This is a genomic window from Pedobacter miscanthi (assembly GCF_003315595.1).
Classification (GTDB): Bacteria; Bacteroidota; Bacteroidia; order Sphingobacteriales; family Sphingobacteriaceae; genus Pedobacter; species Pedobacter miscanthi.
This window is the reverse complement of record NZ_QNQU01000015.1, coordinates 38,825-55,915: the sequence shown is the minus strand read 5'-3', so window position 1 is coordinate 55,915 and position 17,091 is coordinate 38,825. Positions and strand designations below refer to the sequence as shown.

Genomic DNA, 17,091 nt, shown 5'->3' with positions numbered 1-17,091 from the left:
GAAACTATTGTGATTTATCTGCTGAGCGGACATAAAAATCATGATTGCTTCATCTCCATTCAAAACAAAATTTAACTGATGAAAATCATCTCCTATAATGTAAATGGGATCAGGGCTGCCAGTACCAAAAACTTTTTTGGCTGGCTTCAGGCTACGGATGCCGATATGGTCTGTTTGCAGGAAGTAAAGGCATTGCCATCTCAGATCCCCGAAATTATTGCATTAATTGAACAGTTGGGTTATCACCATTATTGGTTCCCGGCAGAGAAAAAAGGATATAGCGGCGTAGCCATTCTATCAAAAATTAAACCCAACCTTGTAGAATTTGGTTGCGGTGAAGAATGGATCGATAAAGAAGGAAGGATTTTGAGGGCGGATTTCGACGATTTTTCTTTGATGAGCCTTTATATGCCATCTGGCTCAAGCGGAGATGAAAGGCAGGTTAAAAAGTATGAATTTATGCGTTTTTTTGATGTGTATATCGGAGAATTGCGCAAAGAGATCCCACATTTGATTGTTAGTGGCGATTATAACATCTGCCATACCGCCATTGATATCCACAACCCAAAATCGAATGCGAATTCGTCGGGATTTTTACCAGAGGAGCGGGAGTGGATGCAGTTGTTTTTGGATAACGGTTTCATCGATACTTTCCGGCACTTTAATAAAGATCCTCATCATTACACCTGGTGGAGTTACCGTGCAGGTTCGAGAGGGAAAAACCTGGGCTGGCGTATCGATTATCACCTGGCCACAAGGCCTATGGAAAGCCGCCTGAAAAACGTGAGGATTTTGCCTGATGCCATTCATTCTGATCATTGTCCGGTTTTATTGGAAATGGAATAGTTTTAAGGTTAACTGGTTAATTGTTTAAATCGGTTAACTGGCCCCTAATTTTCGATTAACCAATTTATACAGTTTAAACAATTAACCATCTGCAAATGCTAATCACAAACATAAAAGGGCTTGTAGGTCTGCATCCTAAAGATAAATTAGTGCTCCGTGGCAGCGAACTCAGTAATCTGCCTGTTCTCGAAAACGCATGGCTTTTGCTGGAAGATGGCTTGATCAGAGATTTTGGCAAAATGGATGCTTTTCCATCTTCCATTGCATATCTTCCATCTTACAACGCAGGAGGCCGCTACGTTTTCCCTTCCTGGTGCGATAGCCATACCCATATTGTTTTTGCGGCTTCGCGCGAAGAAGAATTTGCGATGAAGATCCAGGGAAAAACCTACGAAGAAATTGCCGCGGCAGGAGGTGGAATTTTAAATTCGGCAAATAAACTCCAAAAAGCATCAGAAGAGGAGCTATTTGAAAGCGCTGCTATCAGACTAAAGCAAATGATCCTTCAGGGAACAGGAGCTGTCGAAATTAAAAGTGGTTATGGTTTAACTACAGAAAGCGAAATCAAAATGCTCAGGGTGATTAAACGACTGAAAGATCAGTTCCCGATTCCGATAAAAGCAACCTTTTTGGCTGCGCATGCATTTCCGGCCGAATTTAAAAATGATCATCAGGGTTACATTGCTCTGATTACTAGTGAGATGTTGCCTTTGATTGCGAAAGAAAACCTGGCCGATTATATTGATGTTTTCTGTGAAAAAGGATTTTTCTCTGTAGAAGAAACTAATCAAATCCTAAAGGCTGGAGCGAAATACGGATTAAAACCAAAAATCCATACGAACCAACTTTCCGTTTCGGGGGCAATAGAGGTTGCGGTTGAAAATAACGCCATTTCGGTTGATCATCTGGAAGAAAGTAATGAAGAAACCATCAATACGTTAAGAAATGCTGATACCATTGTAACATTACTGCCTTCCTGTTCGTTTTATCTGGGTATACCATTTGCCGATGCTAAAAGTTTTATTAAAGCCGATTTGCCGGTTGCTTTGGCAACCGATTACAATCCGGGCTCAACACCTTCAGGAAATATGAACTTTGTGGTCTCAATCGGTTGCATTAAAATGAAAATGTTACCTGAGCAGGCCATTAATGCGGCCACTTTAAACGGTGCAGCTGCCATGGAGATCAGCGGGAATTACGGAAGTATTGCGGTTGGAAAAAAAGCAAATTTATTTATCACTAAACCGATGCCATCAATTGCTTATTTACCTTATAGTTTTGGCGAAAGTATGGTAGATAAAGTGATTTTAAATGGCGAATTTTATAATGGATAACCTTAAAATATACGCACAGCACGATATCGATCGTTTGGTTATCCACCGTGATGGCGAAACCAAACTGGGCGAAAAAGTCGCGGTTTTATCTTCGTGGCAAGAACTGAAAGATACCAGCGCAAAATTTGTGCTGTTGGGCATCCCGGAGGATATTGGCGTACGTGCAAATTTGGGTATTGCCGGAGCGGCATCGGCATGGCGCCCGGCTTTAACTGCTTTTCTGAATATCCAGAGTAACCGCTTTTTAAGTGGTGAAGAAGTTTTAGTTTTGGGGCATTTTGAGATTGATGAACCGAGTGACTCTTCTATAAAAGTCCTGCGCAATAAAGTTGCTGAAATTGATGACCTGGTTTATCCGGTAATGGAGAAAATTGTAGCTGCAGGCAAAATTCCGATTGTAATTGGCGGCGGACACAACAACGCCTATCCAATTATTAAAGGAACTTCTTTGGCAAATAAAACCCCAATTGATGTGCTAAATATTGATGCACATGCTGATTTGCGCGAATTGGAAGGCAGGCATAGTGGAAACGGATTTTCTTATGCCCTGAAAGAAAATTATCTCGGTCAATATTTCATGTATGGCCTGCATCAAAATTATAATAATGAGGCAATTTTAAAGCAGATTGAAAATAAGCCCAGGTTAAAAGCTGTATTTTTTGAAGATATTTTAACCGGTGCAGATTATAATGACCTAATTAAGAATCTGAGACCAGTTGCAGGTTTGGAAATCGATCTGGATTGTATACAGGATGTACTTTCGAGTGCCGAAACGCCATCGGGATTTATTGTTAATGATATCAGAAAACTAATTTTAACCAATGCCCATAAGTTTGCTTACCTGCATGTATGTGAAGGTGCCACCCGGATGCTGGATGGACGGGTAAACAGATTAACTTCTAAGTTGATTGCTTATTTGGTGAGTGATTTTATTAAGGCACGTTAATGTGCATACCGTCACCCTGAATTTATTTCAGGGTCTTTTCTTTAAGAATCGAGTTTTGCTTTTTTTTGCCACGGATGCACGGAAAACACGGAGTGTAGCACAGTCGAGAAATCCACTAGAGAGTATTTAATTTAGTAGGTTATTCGCTACATAGATCCTGAAATAAATTCAGGATGACGATTATCAAATGAAAACCCTACAAATGTTCTGCTTCGTATTTTTCTCCAGCCTTTAACATTATTTCGATCTGTTTCAGGTCTTCGGCAGTTAATTCTTCCTTTTCCTGTAGTTCAAATACCGCAATCATATTGTCTTCGTATTGTTTTTCGGTTTTGATAACGATTTCCTGTGGCATGGTGCGGAAGCTTAAAATTTTATAATTTCTGTTGGTGTAATGCAAAAATCGAGTTTAATGTCGTGTTCGTTTACATCATCGATTTTTTCAATTGCAGGGTACAAAGATAAACCTATTTTCTGAGCATTTATACCTTCAAGAAAACGATCATAAAAACCTTTCCCGTAACCTACTCGATAGCCACGTTTATCAAAAGCCAACATTGGAATGATCACCATATCTATTTCACCTCCGTGTATCTTCCCTTTTTGAGGTTCTAAAATATTATAGAGGTTTTTTTTCAGGTCTTCTACGCCGAGGTATTCATGATTGGTCATCAAAGCTGTTGCGAAATCGGCTTTTGGCACAATGATTTTAATTTCGGGATGATTTTTGGTAATCCAGCCGATTAATAAAAACGTGTCAGGCTCTTTTTTTTCGCTAATGGGTAAAAAGATGTGAAGCGTTTTGATTTTGCTAAAATCGAGCGTTTTAAACTGATTTAAGAGTGATTTGTTTAACTCTTGGTAGGTTGAGTCGTTTGATAACAATCTATCTTTTAGCGCTTGCTTTCTGATTTCGGCTTTTAGCATAATTACAAAGATAATATTTTTCAAACCTCGCAGGTTTTTAAAACCTGCGAGGTTTATAAACTGTTCAAACAAAAAAGCCTCTGAAGAATTAACTTCAGAGGCTTTCAAATATTAGGTTAAAATTATTTTACACGCTCCACATATTCGCCGGTGCGGGTATCAATTTTAATTTTATCTCCTTGATTTACAAACATCGGCACCTTAACCTCAACACCGTTTTCAAGTGTAGCTGCTTTTAATGCATTGGTAGAAGTATCACCTTTAACAGCTGGCTCCGAATAGGTAATTTCGAACTCTGCAAAGTTTGGTAACTGTGCCATAATGGCTTCGTCGCTTTCCATCGAAACGATGATGTTCATGCCTTCTTTTAAGAATTTAATGGCCGAACCGAATAAAGCTTTTTCAACGTTAAACTGCTCGTAAGTGTTGTTATCCATTACTACCAGATAATCACCTTCTTCGTATAAATACTGGTAATCGTTGGTTTCTACGCGGCAGATTTCTACAGCCTCGTCGGTATTCATACGGGCTTCAACAATTCTGCCCGATTTAATGTTACGGAATTTACCGGTATAAAACGCGCCACCTTTACCCGGTGTACGGTGATTCCATTCGTCAACAGTAACCAGTTCGTTATTTACGCGAAGGATGTTCCCTGTTTTTATTTCTGATGCTTTTGCCATATAGTGTTATCCCAAATCGGGTTTTATATTTTAGTTTTTCGTGACGGCAAAGGTAAAATTATTTTAACAAAAACCTATAAAGGTTTAAGGCATAAGCCCTATGCTATTTTACCCTTTCCATATAGTCGCCAGTCTTGGTATCAACTTTCACTTTGTCGCCCTGGTTAATAAAAAGTGGAACCCTGATTTCGGCACCGGTTTCAACGGTGGCATATTTTAAAGCACTTGTAGAGGTATCGCCTTTTACTGCAGGCTCCGAGTAAGTTACTTCCAGTTCTACACTGTTTGGCAACTGTGCCACAATCGGTTCGTCGCTTTCAAAAGCAATAGTTACATTCATGCCTTCTTTCAAAAATTTGATCGAACTGCCAAAAAGCAATTTAGGGATATTGTACTGCTCGAATGTATTGTTATCCATCACTACCAGATAATCGCCATCCTCATAAAGGTATTGGTAATCATTAGTCTCCACACGGCAAATGGTTACCTCTTCGTCAGTACGGAAACGGTATTCTACAATTTTGCCTGTTTTTACGTTTCGCATGCGTGCCTGATAGAAAGCCCTTAAATTTCCCGGGGTACGGTGGATATATTCTTCAACACTTACCAACTCTCCGTTAAAACGAAGAACATTTCCGCTTTTTACTTCTGATGCCTTTGCCATGATATATTAAAATCCTGTTTTGTTATTTAAAAAACCAAAGTTAAAAAAATGGATGGTGATTTGGAAGGGCATAGATTCATTGGTTTAATCGTTATTTGTTGATTGGTTTTTGCGCTTCCGATAAAAAAGCGCTAAAAAATGCCGTATAAAAGAAATGCCTTTGGGAACCACTCCAAAGGCATAATCAACCTAAACCTCAAACTAAACTATGAAAAACTCTTTGCCTTTTAAGGGCTATATTCTGATTCCGCAAAGCGGAGAAATATGATCTTTTCCTTGAAGAGATAAATTAAATAATTGTTTCTCTTTTTGGTGGTGCAAAGGTACAAACTATTTCTTAATTGCAAAATATTTTTTGAAAAATTTATTTTTAGTACAAATGTATGACAAAACAGACGTTGTGATATACACTGATTAAAGTGTTAACCTACTTATAATCTGATATTTGTATTTGATTGGTGCAGAAATCGTATTCCTGTATTTGATTAGATCCGATTATCATTAAACGGTCTTTCCCGAAATTTTCAATCAGCTCGCGGTACCAGTTTATTCCCTGAACATCTAAATTGCTGGTTGGTTCATCCAAAAATAAGATTGGAGTATCGGTGCAACAGGCCAAAGCGAGTTTGGTTCTTTGCTTCATGCCTGATGAGAAGTATTTAATTTCTTTATTCTTTGCTTTCTCCAAACCTAATATGCCGATCAGTTTTTTGGCATCAAGGCCATCTGCAAAATTTTTAAACTTAAAATGGAAATCGATGATCTCTTTTAAAGTAAAGGTTTCAACCAGTTCGAGGTATGGGGCTGCGAGACTGATGTGTCTGTAAATATTTTCGACTGGTATTTCTGCTGTATCCGAAAATGTAATTTTTCCTTCGGAAGGAGAGAGGCTCCCATTTAAAACACTTAACAATGTTGATTTACCCGAACCGTTTGGTCCCAATATGGCATAGCTGTTACCAGATGAAAATTCGGTACTTAAATTCCTGAAGATCCATTCTTTGTTAAACCTTCTGCCAACATTTTGTAAAGAGATGTTCATTTGGGTTAAGCGTTTGGCGTTGGGTGTTTGGCGTTTAATGCTTTAACCATGCACACACTGTTATCAACACCAATGTACTGACCATAATTTGGTGTAATGCGGTAACCGATTTTCTGATATAGGGCAATGGCTTCGGGTTGTTTTTTGCCGGTTTCTAATACTATAGCGGTAAAGCCAAGTTCATTTGCCCAGTTTTCCAGTTCGGTTACAATTTTAGCCGCAATGCCTTGCTTCCGGTAATCGGGGTGAACAAACATCCTTTTTACTTCGGCCTCATGGCCAGAGAAGGGCTTTATTGCGCCGCAGGCAACAGGTACATTATTCTGATAGGCAACAATCACTTCTTTAATGGCATCAACCTTATTAAATTGCGCATAAAAAGTATGATCATCGCCATCCCTAACGGCTAAATCCTGATCCAGCAAAGCCACCAATTTTCTAAAATCGGCATTGTCTGAATCAGTTCTGATTAGCGTTATATCACTCATTTATTAATAAAAGTTTTGACTTTGGTCTTTAAGCTTTTCGCTTAACTGCCCATCCCAAAGCCCTTCATTACCCCACGGTTAGAATTTCGGATAAAATCAACAATTTCATCACGGATTTCCGTTGGTTTAAATTCGGCTTCGATCATATCCAAAGCTTTGGTTACGTTATTGTGTTTTACAAAAAGCACTCGGTAAATTTCCTGTATCTCATCAATCTGCTCGTTGGTAAAACCTCTTCTGCGCAAACCAACTGAGTTGATACCGGCGTAAGAAAGTGGTTCGCGGGCAGCTTTAACATAAGGGGGAACATCTTTACGTACCAGTGAACCACCAGTTACAAAAGCGTAAGAGCCTACTTTAACAAATTGATGTATAGCAACCAGGCCAGCCAGAACCACATTGTTGCCAATGGTGATGTGACCCGCTAAGGTGGTGCTGTTTGAAAAAATACAGTTATTTCCAACCTCACAATCGTGTGCAATGTGCGAATAAGCCTGGATAAGGCAATTGCTGCCGATAACGGTTTTCCATTTATCTTTAGTGCCGCGGTTAATGGTTACACACTCGCGGATGGTGGTATTATCGCCAATTTCGGCCGTAGTAACCTCACCGGCAAATTTTAAATCCTGAGGCTCACCAGAAATTACAGCACCAGGAAAAATGCGGCAGTTTTTACCGATACGAGCGCCGTCCATAATGGTAACGTTCGATCCGATCCAGGTACCTTCCCCAATTACAACGTCTTTATGGATTACAACAAAGGGTTCGATTACCACATTTTCGGCAATTTTTGCCTGAGGGTGTATGTATGCTAAAGGTTGTATCATTATTGGGCGGGTTCTGCTTGTTTAACTTTTGAAATTTGAGCCATCATTTCGGCTTCTACCACTATTTTTTCGCCAACCATACCTACGCCTTTCATCTGGGCAATTCCCCTTCTGATCGGTTCGAGTAAATCGCAACGGAAAACAATGGTATCGCCCGGAAGCACTTGTGCCCTAAAGCGCACGTTGTCTATCTTTAAGAAATAGGTAAGGTAATTTTCGGGATCCGGAACGGTACAAAGTACGAGAATTCCGCCTACCTGTGCCATAGCCTCAATCTGCAATACGCCCGGAAATACGGGAGCACCAGGAAAGTGGCCTTTGAAAAATTCTTCATTCATGGTTACGTTTTTAACGCCTACCACATGGTTTTTAGAAAGTTCCAGAATTTTATCAACGAACAAAAATGGCTGACGGTGCGGCAAAATTTCCATTATTTTCACTACGTCAAACAATGGTTTTGCATTCGGATCGTATACTTTTTGTATTTTTTTGTTTTTTTCTTTTTTAATGGCCGCTTTAATCTTTTTGGCAAAAGCAACGTTTGCAGCATGGCCCGGGCGTGCAGCCATAATGTGGCCTTTTAAGTGCATACCTACCAGCGCCAAATCACCAATCATATCCAAAAGTTTATGGCGGGCAGGCTCGTTCTGGTAACGCAGTTCCATGTTGTTCAAAATGCCTTGTGGGGCAACATCAATGTCTTTGCGGTTAAATAATTTTGCCAGATGGCTTAATTCATCTTTGGTAACTTCTTTATCTACAATTACAATGGCGTTATTTAAATCGCCACCCTTAATTAAATTGTGCGATAACTGGTATTCCAATTCGTGTAAGAAACAGAAAGTACGGCAGGAAGCAATTTCTTTTTTAAACTCTGCAATGGTATTAATGCCAGCATGCTGACTGCCCAAAACAGGAGAGTTATAATCGATCATGCAGGTAAAACGATAATCGTCTAACGGCATGGCCACAATTTCTACTTTTCTATCTTCTTCGGTATAGGTAATGTTATGGGGAATGGTAAAGTATTCGCGATCTGCATTTTGTTCAACGGTACCTACTTCTTCCAGTAAATCAACAAACTGGATAGAACTACCGTCCATAATCGGTGTTTCAGGTCCGTCTAATTTAATGAGCACGTTATCAAGATCCATACCCACTAAAGAAGCCATTACGTGTTCTACAGTGCTTACGCTTGCCCCGTTTTGGGTAAGGGTTGTTCCGCGTGAAGTATCGGTTACGTTATCAGCATCTGCTTCAATAATCGGATGGCCATCTAAATCAATACGCTGAAATTTAAAGCCATGATTTTCGGGGGCCGGGCAAAATGTTAAAGTAACATTGGCGCCTGTGTGTAAACCAACTCCAGATGCCGATATTTCCTGTTTAATCGTTTTTTGTCTAACGTTCATTGTTTATTGTATTCTTTTCCAGTTCAGCTGTAAGCTTTTTCAATTCCTCTTCGAGCGCGTTTATTCTTTTTTCTACATCCGGGAGATGCTTGAAAATTACGGAAGCACGCATCCAGTTGCGCAAAGGCTGCGCCGGACTTCCGTGCCATTGTTTATTTTCTTCTGTAATGTTAAAGTTTATGCCTGCCTGTGCACCAATCTGTGTGCCTTTTGCAAGGGTTAAATGCCCTGCAATACCCACCTGGCCGCCTACCACGCTGTTAGGGCCAACTTTAGTACTGCCCGATATGCCCGATTGTGCTGCCAAAACGGTGTTTTCGCCAATTTCTACATTGTGTGCAATCTGGATCAGGTTATCAATTTTGGCACCTTTTTTTACGATGGTAGATCCCATTGTGGCACGGTCTACCGTAGTGTTGGCACCGATTTCTACATCATCTTCGATAATGACATTTCCAATCTGCGGGATTTTATTATAAGTACCATCTTTTTGAGGTGCAAAACCAAATCCATCGCTTCCAATAACGGTATTTGAATGGATGGTAACCCTTTTCCCGATTACTGAATGATGGTAGATTTTTACCCCGGGAAAAAAGGTGCTGTTTTCGCCGATTTTAGAATTTTCGCCAATAAAAGTCTGAGCGTTTATTTTACAGCCATCACCGATTTCTACATTCTCGGCCACATAAGCAAAAGCATCAATAAATACGTTTTTACCAATTTTGGCAGTTGGATGTACAAAGGCCAGTTTATCAATGCCCGATTGCGCTTTTTGTGCATTTACCGCTTCGTTATATTTATCGAGTAAAATGGTAAAGGCGCTGTACGGATTTTCAACACGGATTAGAGTGCTGGTATAAGGCTGTGTGGGAGCGAAATCTTTTGATACGATAACAACCGACGCCTGAGTAGAATACAAAAAGTTTTCGTACTTAGGGTTGGAAAGAAAAGACAAAGAGCCTTCTTTCCCGTCTTCTATCTTCGAAAGTTCGGTAACGGCTACATCAGGGTTTCCATCAATGGAACCGTTTAAAAACTGACTTATCTGCGTGGCAGTAAATTGCATCGTACAAAGGTATATGTTAAATTGATATGAACAAAAAAACCTGCTAGAGTTAAGCTGTGTATATTTTACACAATTATAAGACTTAAAACGGCAGTAAAAGTTAAATATTTTGTTAAATAAGCTTAAATGCCCCTGGGGTAACAGAGGATATATTTTTCAACGGTTTTTTGTAGCGACTCGAGATTGGATAAATCTGATGCCTTTGCAATATCTACAATATCGTTATTTTTCATCAAAATCTTGATATTACCCACCCCAGCGTTGTATGCCCGGTTCTGGATAGAATCGGTAAAAACAAAATACCTTGCCTCTTCAGGTTTAATTTCCAGTAAATTAATGGCAGCATCCTGCAAAAAGTTAAGACGATCGGCACCCACTTTTTCGTTGCCCATTTCTACTTTATAAAGATTACGCGAGGTAAGCATTTTACAAAGCGTAGACAAAATTTTATCGGGATGTTTGGTCCAGACTTTAACGGCTGCGTAAATATCCTGATCATCCAGATTGGTGAAATGCTCCAGGTTTTCATGCTGCGAAAAGAAATTGGCCTCGTTTATATCGTTTTTTAAGAAGTGGTTTAGTGATGGCGAAGCAAATAATTCAGTGCCGGCAGCAGAAAGTTCTTTGGCACGCTCCAATAATTTCACCAAAATCATTTCGCCCGATATTACCGTTTTATGCAAATAAACCTGCCAGTACATCAGCCTGCGGGCAATTAAAAACTTTTCGATTGAATAAATTCCTTTTTCTTCAATTACTAGGTCATCATCATGTACGTTAAACATTTTGATAATCCTGTCGAAACTGATTACGCCCTCACTTACGCCTGTAAAAAAACTGTCGCGGTTTAAATAATCCATCCTATCCAGATCCAGCTGACCTGAAATGAGCTGATGAAGAAACTTTTTGTGATAGGTACCATTAAAGATCTCGATTGCATGGCTTAAACGGCCTTCGAAATGGATATTAAGGTCGTTCATCAGCTTTGCTGAAATATCTTCATGCCTGATGCCGGTAACCAACGAATGTTCTAAAGCATGAGAAAATGGTCCGTGGCCGATATCGTGTAGTAAAATGGCCAAAATGGCGGCTTCTTCTTCACCCTCGGTAATGCTGTGTCCTTTACTTTTTAAAAGATTGATGGCCAAACTCATTAAATGCATGGCACCCAATGCATGGTGAAAACGGGTGTGTAAAGCGCCCGGATATACCAAATGGGTCATCCCCAGCTGTTTAATGTAACGCAACCGCTGGAAATAGGGATGCGAAATCACATCATAAACCAGTTCTGATGGAATACTGATGAAACCGTAAACCGGATCATTTATTATTTTCTTCTTGTTCAATCGTTAAAAATAGTTAAATAGATAGATACGGTACAAAAATTGCTATTTTTATTCACAGTTTGATTTACCTGCCAAAATTAAAGGGCAATACTTATCTATTTTTACAAAAAAATGCAAGAAACCAAAATATTATGGGCCGACGATGAAATCGACCTGTTAAAACCACATATATTATTGTTGAATGATAAAGGTTATAATGTAACCACATTTACCAATGGAAACGATGCTTTGGAAGCATTCGGAAAGGCACACTTCGACCTTGTTTTCCTCGATGAAAACATGCCGGGAATGAGCGGTATCGAAACACTTTCGGCCATTAAAAACTTAAATCCCGATGTGCCGGTGGTCCTGATCACGAAAAGTGAGGAAGAAAACCTGATGGAAGATGCGATTGGTAGTAAAATTGATGATTACCTGATTAAACCGGTAAATCCAAAACAGGTTTTGCTTACCATTAAAAAACTGATCGATAATAAACGTTTGGTAAGCGAAAAAACATCGATGGCATACCAGCAGGATTTCCGCCGTTTGGGTATGACCTTAGGCGATAGACTAAATTACGAAGAGTGGATTGATGTTTATAAAAAAATCGTTTTCTGGGAGCTGGAATTAGAAAAATTAGACGATCCGCAAATGCATGAGATTTTAACCATGCAAAAACAGGAAGCCAATACCCAGTTTACCAAATTTATCGAAGAAAATTACCTCGACTGGATCAAGAATAAGGATAAAGCACCTTTGCTTTCGAACGAATTGTTAAAGAAAAAAGCCTTTCCTTTAATTAATGATAATACACCCGTATTTTTTATTTTGATTGATAACCTCCGTTACGATCAATGGAAAATCATCAATCCGCTAATTTCCGAATATTTCAGGATCGATGAAGAGGATATGTATACGAGTATTTTGCCAACAGCAACCCAATATGCGCGTAATGCTATTTTCTCGGGCATGATGCCTTTGGATATGGAAAAACGTTTCCCGCAACTTTGGCAGAACGATGATGATGAAGGTGGAAAAAACATGCACGAGGAGGCTTTTTTAGCCGATAATATTAAACGCAGTTTAAGAAAAGACTGTAAATTTAGTTATCATAAAATCCTCACCTTTGAGCAGGGGAAAGATCTGGTAGATCAAACCAATAACCTGTTGCAGAACGATTTTAATGCCATTGTTTTCAACTTTGTGGATATGCTGAGCCATGCCCGTACCGATATGCAGATGATACGCGAGCTGGCAAATGATGATGCGGCTTACCGCTCGTTAACTTTATCGTGGTTTGAGCATTCGCCACTGTGGGATTTGTTGAAAAAAATCTCTCAAAAACAGGTAAAAGTGATTATTACAACAGATCATGGTACCATCCGGGTTAAAAAACCGGTTAAAGTGATTGGCGATAGGAGTACCAACACCAATTTAAGATATAAACAGGGTAGAAACCTTAATTTTAATGCAAAAGAGGTGTTTTTGATTAAAAATCCTCATGATGCTTTATTACCAAAGATCAATATTAGTAGCAGTTACATATTTGCTAGGGAAGATAGTTATTTCGTTTACCCGAACAACTACAATCAGTTTGTAAACTATTATAATGAAACTTTTCAGCATGGGGGGATTTCGCTTGAGGAAATGATTATTCCTGTAGTAACTTATTCGCCGAGGTAGTTTACTCCGCTCATAATCTCGTCATTTCAAGCGGAGAGCAGCGCAGTCGAGAAATCTATCTCGAGGTAGATCTCTCCCTGCCCGATGCAGGCGGGCGTTCCAGTCGAGAGGAAGGATAGTATGCAGTCGATAAATGACGATATATAATAGGCAAAAGCAATACAATTAAGTATTACTTTTGCCTTTACAACAACTATTACAATAGAATTACCCCTATATTTTGTTAAACTGAAGCATTATTCTTAATTTTAGTTAGATTTTAAACAACATGAATATATCGATAACTCAACTATATGCACTTTTGAGCGAAAAGCTTGACAAGGATACTGCAGAGCAGTTGACCAGTTATATCGAGGCGAAAGTTGATAAATCTGTTGTAGATAAAACAACCCATTTGGCTTTTAAAGAAGATTTGGCAAATGCTAAAACGGATATGATTAAATGGTTTGTTGGCTTATTTATAGCGTTGGCTTTAATGATTATCGGCCTGTACTTTAAAGGCTAATTCTTTCTAATGACAATTTCCGTTGAAAATCTTCCTGATTTAGCAAAAGTTGCTACAAAACTTAAAGATTTTGCAGGTACCGAAAAGGTCTTCATTTTTGAAGGTGATATGGGTGCAGGCAAAACCACTTTTATTAAAACTTTTTGTGCTGCGCTGGGCGTAACCGATGTAGTTTCGAGCCCAACTTATTCTATCGTTAACGAATATGAAAGCCCTAACGGATCGGTATTCCATTTCGATTTCTACCGTATTAAAGATATCCGTGAAGCCTACGACCTGGGCTATGAAGAATATTTTTACGGCGGGGGCATCTGTTTAATCGAGTGGCCCGAGCGGGTAGAAGAACTACTGCCCGAAAATCATATCAAAGTAGAAATAAAGGTGCTTGATGAAAACCGCAGAGTATTCCATCTTTCGAAGGTATAACATTTAGTTATCAATTAATTAACAGATTTTCCGTACCTTGAACAACCTAAAACTACAAAAACATTAATTCAACATGGCTACAGGATTACGCGAAGGAATGGCCGATATAGCTCGTCAGGGTTTACTCCAAACACAAGAGGCGAAATTAGAAACCAGAAATAAAAAGAACAGCTTATATATAGGAATACCCAAAGAAATTTCTTTTCAGGAAAATAGAATTGCATTAACTCCTTTATCTGTAGCGCTTCTGGTAAACAATGGTCACCGCGTGGTTTTAGAAACCGGTGCTGGCACAGCTGCCAACTTTTCGGATACCGAATATGCCGAACAGGGCGCGAAGATTGCCTATGATAAAAAAGAGGTTTTTGACGCCGATATCCTAATGAAAATTGCTCCGCCAACGATGGAGGAAATTGAGATGATGCATAAAGGGCAGACGCTTATTTCTTCATTGCAGACGGGAACTCTGAAACAGGATTACCTGAAAGCCCTGATGCATAAAAAAATTAATGCGTTATGTTTCGAAAATCTCCGCGATGAAGGCAATATTTTGAGCGTGGTAAGAGCCATGAGCGAAATAGTGGGATCTACCTCCATTTTAATCGCAGCTGAATACCTGAGCAATGTAACCGGAGGCAAAGGGCTGATGTTAGGCGGTTTTACAGGTGTTCCGCCAACTGAAATCGTAATATTAGGTGCAGGTACCGTTGGCGAATATGCCGCCAGAACTGCTTTGGCATTAGGTGCAGAAGTTAAAGTTTTTGACAGTTCAATTTACCGCTTACGTCGATTACAAAATAATCTGGGCAGCAGGGTGTTTACCTCGGTGATGCAGCCAATTGTTTTAAATAAAGCTATTGTAACCTGCGATGTGGTGATTGGTGCCATCCGCGCCAGTCATGGCCGCAGTCCCTGTGTGGTAATGGAAGAAACCGTAGCCCGGATGAAACCACATTCGGTGGTTATTGATGTAAGCATCGATCAGGGTGGTTGTTTCGAAACGTCTGAAGTAACCAATCATACCAACCCGGTTTTCAGGAAATATGATGTAATCCACTACTGTGTACCTAATATTGCATCACGTGTGCCAAGAACGGCCTCTTATGCGCTAACTAACATTTTTGCCCCCATTTTATTGGACATCGGCGAATACGGAGGTTTGGTTAACATGGTTTGGAATAATCCGGGTATCCGCGAAGCACTTTATATTTATCAGGGAAACTGTACCAATAAAGATTTAGCCGATATGTTTAATCTACCATTTAAAAATCTGGAACTTTTGGTGGTTTCGAACCAGTAAAAAGATGTAAAATGGATGATGTAAGATGGATAATGGTGAAACTCTTGATACTCAATACTAACATCTTGATAATCAATACCAACATCTTGATACTTCCTTACTAAAAATATGAAATTCAATCTGCTTGCTTTTTTCCTTTTGATATCAGGCGTTGTAATTGCCCAAAACAAACCTGTTGCAGCAAATAAACTCGTTGTTGTTAGTTCTTTTACGCAATATCAATCCTCTGTAAAATCTAATCCGGATAATGCCCTAGTCGAAATCAAAAAAGCCATTCCAAATATCACTTTAGATATCCGCTACGCTACCAGAAATAACTTTATGCAGCAGGTAATGTACAAGCAGGCGAGGGCTTTTGCACGGAAACCTGTTGTAGAAGCGTTAAAGAAAATCCAGAAGGAACTGAATAAAAAGGGCTATGGCTTGAAAATATTTGATGGATACCGTCCTTATGCCATCACGGTTGAGTTTTATAAAAAAGCGAGCGATAAAAACTTTGTGGCCAACCCTGCAAAAGGATCTAAACACAACAGGGGCTGTGCAGTAGATTTAACCTTGATTAACCTAAAAACGGGCAAAGAACTGGTCATGCCAACACCTTACGATAGTTTTTCGGCTGCTGCAGCGGCAAAATATGAAAAAGTATCTCCGGAAGCGAAGAAAAACCGCGATTTCCTCATTACCATCATGGCAAAATACCGGATGAATGTACTGGAGAACGAATGGTGGCATTACGATTTTTCAGACTGGAGAAATTATGATCTGATGGATATTCCTTTCGAGAGGCTTTAGGGGGTCATTGGTTCCACTGTCATTAGTTAATTGGGCTAGACGTTTAAAAATAATCTCGTCATTTCGACTGAAGCGTAGCGAAATGGAGAAATCTATTCGAGGCGTAAGATATTGTCATTTTATACTAAATTTTAACCTCTGGTCGTCACCCTGAATTTATTTCAGGGTCTATCTAGCAGGAAGGATGCTGAAACAAGTTCAGCATGACGATCGCATCGAGCAATGGTTCTATTGGCTACTATGAATGAATATAATTGGGCTCCGATTTTTGTTGCCTTTGGGTAACACCACTCGAACTACAAATGATGCGGCCTTCCGTATTGATCCATTTTAACCTTTGCCTTATCATCTTTTACCGATAATTCGAAAATGTAATCGTAATCATCATCGGTAAGTTCTTCTTTTGGTCTTTTGCCGCCAAGGGCTTCAATAATTTCGAGTACGGTGTTAGAGTGGCCCGCCACAATAACGGTTTTGCCAACATAATTGGTTTTGATGCTATCAACAAGAGATTTAATGTCTTTATAGTCAATCACCTTTGGGATCACCAACGAATCTAAAGTTTGGTGTGTACGTTTGGTTGGGGTGGCAAAAGCCGCGTCGAATTTTACCTTTTTTAAATATTTCGCCAGATCTGCAGTGCGTATTTTTCCTTCATCGGATAGGTTTGGATTGGTATCCTGAGGGTTTGATTTATCTTTTTCGGCATGTCTGACAATCCAGACAGTGGTACTTTGTGCAGAAATTGCACTGATAAAGAGCAGGCTTAACGAGAGAAATACGAACAGTTTTTTCATGTTATAAATATTCAAAAATTAATCG

The 17,091-nt window shown here is 39.5% G+C and carries 19 protein-coding genes; 8 read left to right on the top strand and 11 right to left on the bottom strand.

What is annotated here, in order from left to right:
* Positions 1–78 precede the first annotated feature (78 nt).
* The 3 genes from DRW42_RS17380 (at position 79) to DRW42_RS17370 (ending at position 3,126) form a co-directional block, all read left to right on the top strand.
* A complete protein-coding gene (locus tag DRW42_RS17380; protein WP_113950106.1) occupies positions 79–846 on the top strand; it encodes an exodeoxyribonuclease III in 768 nt (255 codons plus the stop codon).
* A 95-nt stretch (positions 847–941) separates the two neighbouring features.
* Complete coding sequence (hutI, locus tag DRW42_RS17375) at positions 942–2,180, top strand: imidazolonepropionase (protein WP_113950105.1); 1,239 nt, start codon at positions 942–944, stop codon at positions 2,178–2,180.
* Positions 2,158–3,126, top strand: coding sequence for a formimidoylglutamase (locus DRW42_RS17370; RefSeq protein ID WP_244215310.1), 969 nt, complete (start codon positions 2,158–2,160; stop codon positions 3,124–3,126). The genes hutI and DRW42_RS17370 overlap by 23 nt, the downstream gene beginning before the upstream one ends.
* Positions 3,127–3,322: 196 nt before the next feature.
* On the opposite strand, the gene DRW42_RS28830 is transcribed toward DRW42_RS17370, so the two are convergent.
* From DRW42_RS28830 to DRW42_RS17325, 10 genes are all read right to left on the bottom strand, one after another.
* Positions 3,323–3,481 (bottom strand): hypothetical protein, encoded by a 159-nt coding sequence (locus DRW42_RS28830; protein WP_158544362.1) that lies wholly within the window; start codon positions 3,479–3,481, stop codon positions 3,323–3,325.
* A gap of 11 nt (positions 3,482–3,492) precedes the next feature.
* Positions 3,493–4,077 carry a 5-formyltetrahydrofolate cyclo-ligase gene (locus DRW42_RS17365; protein WP_244215309.1) on the bottom strand — a complete coding sequence of 195 codons (585 nt, stop codon included), beginning with the start codon at positions 4,075–4,077 and terminating at the stop codon, positions 3,493–3,495.
* Between the two features lie 98 nt (positions 4,078–4,175).
* A complete protein-coding gene (gene efp, locus DRW42_RS17360; protein WP_113950103.1) occupies positions 4,176–4,736 on the bottom strand; it encodes an elongation factor P in 561 nt (186 codons plus the stop codon).
* 103 nt (positions 4,737–4,839) lie between these two features.
* Entirely contained in the window at positions 4,840–5,400 is a 561-nt protein-coding gene (efp, locus tag DRW42_RS17355; protein ID WP_113950102.1) for an elongation factor P, read from the bottom strand.
* Between the two features lie 427 nt (positions 5,401–5,827).
* Positions 5,828–6,442 (bottom strand): ABC transporter ATP-binding protein, encoded by a 615-nt coding sequence (locus tag DRW42_RS17350; protein WP_113950101.1) that lies wholly within the window; start codon positions 6,440–6,442, stop codon positions 5,828–5,830.
* A gap of 5 nt (positions 6,443–6,447) precedes the next feature.
* Positions 6,448–6,930, bottom strand: a complete 483-nt coding sequence (locus DRW42_RS17345; RefSeq protein ID WP_113950100.1) for a GNAT family N-acetyltransferase — start codon at positions 6,928–6,930, stop codon at positions 6,448–6,450.
* 41 nt (positions 6,931–6,971) lie between these two features.
* Entirely contained in the window at positions 6,972–7,757 is a 786-nt protein-coding gene (gene lpxA / locus DRW42_RS17340; protein ID WP_010599175.1) for an acyl-ACP--UDP-N-acetylglucosamine O-acyltransferase, read from the bottom strand.
* Positions 7,757–9,169 carry a bifunctional UDP-3-O-[3-hydroxymyristoyl] N-acetylglucosamine deacetylase/3-hydroxyacyl-ACP dehydratase gene (locus DRW42_RS17335; RefSeq protein ID WP_113950099.1) on the bottom strand — a complete coding sequence of 471 codons (1,413 nt, stop codon included), beginning with the start codon at positions 9,167–9,169 and terminating at the stop codon, positions 7,757–7,759. Before DRW42_RS17335 ends, lpxA begins: the two co-directional genes overlap by 1 nt.
* Positions 9,159–10,235 (bottom strand): UDP-3-O-(3-hydroxymyristoyl)glucosamine N-acyltransferase, encoded by a 1,077-nt coding sequence (gene lpxD, locus DRW42_RS17330; protein ID WP_113950098.1) that lies wholly within the window; start codon positions 10,233–10,235, stop codon positions 9,159–9,161. Before lpxD ends, DRW42_RS17335 begins: the two co-directional genes overlap by 11 nt.
* 122 nt (positions 10,236–10,357) lie before the next feature.
* Entirely contained in the window at positions 10,358–11,581 is a 1,224-nt protein-coding gene (locus DRW42_RS17325; RefSeq protein WP_167437810.1) for an HD domain-containing protein, read from the bottom strand.
* A gap of 111 nt (positions 11,582–11,692) precedes the next feature.
* On the opposite strand from DRW42_RS17325, the gene porX reads away from it, so the two are divergent.
* The 5 genes from porX to DRW42_RS17300 all read left to right on the top strand — a co-directional run bounded on the left by porX (position 11,693) and on the right by DRW42_RS17300 (position 16,269).
* Positions 11,693–13,246, top strand: a complete 1,554-nt coding sequence (porX, locus tag DRW42_RS17320; RefSeq protein WP_113950097.1) for a T9SS response regulator signal transducer PorX — start codon at positions 11,693–11,695, stop codon at positions 13,244–13,246.
* A gap of 268 nt (positions 13,247–13,514) precedes the next feature.
* Positions 13,515–13,751 carry a hypothetical protein gene (locus tag DRW42_RS17315; protein WP_113950096.1) on the top strand — a complete coding sequence of 79 codons (237 nt, stop codon included), beginning with the start codon at positions 13,515–13,517 and terminating at the stop codon, positions 13,749–13,751.
* A gap of 9 nt (positions 13,752–13,760) precedes the next feature.
* A complete protein-coding gene (gene tsaE, locus DRW42_RS17310) occupies positions 13,761–14,177 on the top strand; it encodes a tRNA (adenosine(37)-N6)-threonylcarbamoyltransferase complex ATPase subunit type 1 TsaE (RefSeq protein ID WP_113950095.1) in 417 nt (138 codons plus the stop codon).
* 73 nt (positions 14,178–14,250) lie between these two features.
* On the top strand, positions 14,251–15,477 hold the full coding sequence (locus tag DRW42_RS17305; protein ID WP_113950094.1) for an alanine dehydrogenase: 1,227 nt from the start codon (positions 14,251–14,253) through the stop codon (positions 15,475–15,477).
* 108 nt (positions 15,478–15,585) lie between these two features.
* Positions 15,586–16,269 carry a M15 family metallopeptidase gene (locus DRW42_RS17300; protein WP_113950093.1) on the top strand — a complete coding sequence of 228 codons (684 nt, stop codon included), beginning with the start codon at positions 15,586–15,588 and terminating at the stop codon, positions 16,267–16,269.
* A 296-nt stretch (positions 16,270–16,565) separates the two neighbouring features.
* Here the strand turns inward: DRW42_RS17300 and DRW42_RS17295 are convergent, their stop codons facing one another.
* Complete coding sequence (locus DRW42_RS17295) at positions 16,566–17,066, bottom strand: phosphoglycerate mutase family protein (RefSeq protein WP_113950092.1); 501 nt, start codon at positions 17,064–17,066, stop codon at positions 16,566–16,568.
* Positions 17,067–17,091: the final 25 nt, after the last annotated feature.